Origin of the sequence: Streptomyces botrytidirepellens (assembly GCF_003721215.1) — a bacterium.
GTDB classification, from domain to species: Bacteria; Actinomycetota; Actinomycetes; order Streptomycetales; family Streptomycetaceae; genus Streptomyces; species Streptomyces himastatinicus.
In genome coordinates, this window is the sequence record NZ_RIBZ01000558.1 from 1 (window position 1) to 3,241 (window position 3,241).

Below are 3,241 nucleotides of genomic sequence, written 5' to 3' on the forward strand. Positions count from 1 at the left end.
CCAACCCCCGGGGGTTGGGGCGCTGCGGGGAGCCGTCAGGCTGGGGCGCGTTCGACGACGGGCCGGTGCAGGTCGCGGTGGGTCAGGGCGACTTGGTGGCCTCGGCGGCGCAGGCGTCGGGCCAGCAGGTGGGCCGTGACACCGGCGCGGTGCCTGCCGTCTGCGCAGCCGATCGCGATGTGCAGCGGGTGTGCTCCGGCTCCGGGGCTGCGGGCGTAGGCCTGGGCCTGGGTGAGGGTGGCGGCGAGCAGCTGCTGGATGCCGGGCGTGTGCTTCACGGCCCGGATGGCGCGGCGGTCGCGGGCGGTCAGGGTGCGCAGGTTCGGGTCGACGTGCGGGTCGCGGAAGTGGCGGTGCAGGTCGAGGGTGATATGCGCGTCGGTGGGGGCGGGTTCGTGGAGATGGCCGAACGAGGTGATGCGGATGTCCATGGGGAGGGGTCTTCCGGTGAGGGCGGGCTGGTCGACGGGTCAGTGCGCTGGTGCCTGGCTCACGGCGTATGCGCAGCAGCGGGAGTGGCTCATCGCAGGCGGTCTCCGCCAGTTGTGGTTTGGACTTGCCCTTGGAGGCTGTCGGTGTCCGCCTCTTCTCCCTGCGCGCTGCCGGGTTCGGGACGGAGCAGTGCCAACACCCCGTCCAGCTCGTCGCGCTTCACGAGGACGTCGCGCGCCTTGGAGCCCTCGCTGGGCCCGACGATGTTGCGGGACTCCATGAGGTCCATCAGCCGTCCGGCCTTGGCGAAGCCGACACGCAGCTTGCGCTGGAGCATGGATGTCGAACCGAACTGAGTGGAGACGACCAGCTCGGCCGCCTCGCACAGCAGGTCCAGGTCGTCGCCGATGGGCTCGTCGATCTCCTCCTTCTGCTTGGTGCCCACGGCGACGTCGTCCCGGACGTCGGACGCCATCTTGTTCTTGCAGTGCTGGACGATGGCTGCGATCTCGTCCTCGGTGACGAACGCGCCCTGCATACGGGCAGGGGTGTTCGCCCCCATCGGCAGGAACAGCCCGTCGCCTTTGCCGATCAGCTTCTCCGCGCCGGGCTGGTCGAGGATGACGCGCGAGTCGGTGAGCGAGGAGGTGGCGAAGGCGAGCCGTGAGGGGATGTTCGCCTTGATCAGACCGGTGACGACGTCTACCGACGGCCGCTGGGTGGCGAGCACCAGGTGGATGCCGGCCGCGCGCGCGAGCTGCGTGATGCGCACGATCGCGTCCTCGACATCCCGCGGGGCGACCATCATCAGGTCGGCGAGCTCGTCGACGATCACCAGCAGGTACGGGTAGGGCTGGAGCTCCCGCTCGCTGCCCGTCGGCGCCTTCACTTTGCCGCTTCTGACGGCTGCGTTGAAGTCGTCGATGTGCCGGAAGCCGTACGCCGCGAGGTCGTCGTAGCGCAGGTCCATCTCGCCTACGACCCACTGGAGCGCCTCGGCGGCCCGCTTCGGGTTGGTGATGATCGGCGTGATCAGGTGCGGGATGCCCTCGTAGGCGGACAGCTCGACCCGCTTGGGGTCGACGAGGACCATGCGCACCTCCTCGGGGGTCGCGCGCACCATGATGGAAGTGATCAAGCAGTTGATGCACGACGACTTACCGGAACCAGTGGCTCCGGCGACCAGGATGTGCGGCATCTTCGCGAGGTTGGCCATCACGTAGCCGCCTTCGACGTCCTTGCCGAGCGCCACCAGCAGCGGGTGGTCGTCCTCGGCGGCCGCGCCCAGCCGCAGCACGTCGCCGAGGTTGACCATCTCACGGTCAGCGTTGGGGAGCTCGATGCCGACTGCGGACTTGCCGGGGATCGGGCTGATGATCCGCACCTCCGGGCTGGCGACGGCGTACGCGATGTTCTTCGTCAGCGCGGTGATCCGCTCAACCTTCACAGCGGGGCCGAGCTCGACCTCGTAGCGCGTGACCGTCGGCCCGCGCGTGAACCCGGTGACGGCAACGTCGACCTTGAAATCGGAGAAGAGAGTCGAGAGCGAGGCGACGACCGCGTCGTTGGCGGCGCTGCGCGCCTTACCGGGGCCCCCGCGCGTGAGGAGGTCGAGCACCGGCAGGGAGTAGGTGGTGTCGTTGGACAGCTGGAGCTGCTCCGCGCGCCCGGGAAGATCGCGCTCCTGGCCAGCAGGCGGCGCCTTGGTGAGGTCGGGGACGGCCCGGGGGGACGGCATCATCGCGTGCGGCTGGGCGGCGCCGGGCGCTGGCGGTGCTGCTGACGTTTGTTTCCCGCGCCGTGGGAGGGCCTCCTGCTCGGCTCCGTCCGGATCGTAGGCCTCCCCGGCGGACCCGCCATGGCTGGAGCGCGTGGGCAGCGCCTCGCGCCTCTGCTCTGCGTGTCGCTCGTCATCGCTGGGCACGTCGGCCGCTTGCCCCTGGACGACGCCGAGGTGCGCGCCGAGCGCCCGCAGCCGCTGTGAGATGGCGTTGACCGGGGTGGCCGTGACGACCAGCAGCCCGAAGACGATGAGCAGCACCAGCAGCGGTACGGCCAGCACCTCGCCCATGGTGTGCGTCAGCGCGGTCGCGACGCCCCAGCCGATCAAGCCACCAGCCTCCCGTATGGCCTGCATGCTGTCACTGCGCGCCGGCCAGCCGCAGGCGATGTGGACCAGCCCAAGCACCCCGATGACCAGGGCGGACAGCCCGATGACGACACGGCCGTCGCCCTCGGACTTCTCCGTGCGCCGGATGAAGCGCACGGCGATGACACCGAGCAGCACCGGCACCAGCAGGTCGAGGCGGCCGAAGAAGCCGGTCACCAGGATCTCAACCAGCTCGCCGACCGCACCCCGCGGATCGGCCCAGGTGCCCACAGCGACAATCAACGCGCTGCCGAGCAACAACAGCGCGACGCCGTCCTTGCGGTGCGCCGGATCGAGGTTCCTGACGCCCCGCCCCATACTGCGCAAGAACCAGTACACAATCCTGGTGCTGGGCGTCGACTTCACCGCGGCCTTCTTGGCGGGAGTCCTCTTCACGGCGGGCTTCTTGGCCGGTGCCCTTTTCGCCGCGGCCCTCTTCACAGGGGCCCTTTTTGCGGCAGTCGTCTTGGCCGGTGACCTTTTCGCAAGGGGCCTTTTCGCGACGGGCTTCTTGGCGGGGGTCTTCTTCACAGCGGGCTCCAGGGAGATTGGTCAGGCAGACGGTGCAGGGGTGGGTGGCGGGGCGTTGGCTGTTCCGCGTCCCTGTCCGCCCCCGGCCCCCATGGCGGGGGCGGACAGGGAGACGTCAGTTCGGCGACG

Annotated in this window: 2 protein-coding genes; both read right to left on the reverse strand. The window is 69.8% G+C overall.

Annotated features, from left to right (window positions below; genetic code table 11):
* Positions 1–35 precede the first annotated feature (35 nt).
* Positions 36–431, reverse strand: a complete 396-nt coding sequence (locus EEJ42_RS32770; protein ID WP_123105593.1) for a RapZ C-terminal domain-containing protein — start codon at positions 429–431, stop codon at positions 36–38.
* Between the two features lie 89 nt (positions 432–520).
* Positions 521–3,130, reverse strand: a complete 2,610-nt coding sequence (locus tag EEJ42_RS32775) for a DNA translocase FtsK 4TM domain-containing protein (protein ID WP_123105595.1) — start codon at positions 3,128–3,130, stop codon at positions 521–523.
* Between the last annotated feature and the right edge of the window lie 111 nt (positions 3,131–3,241).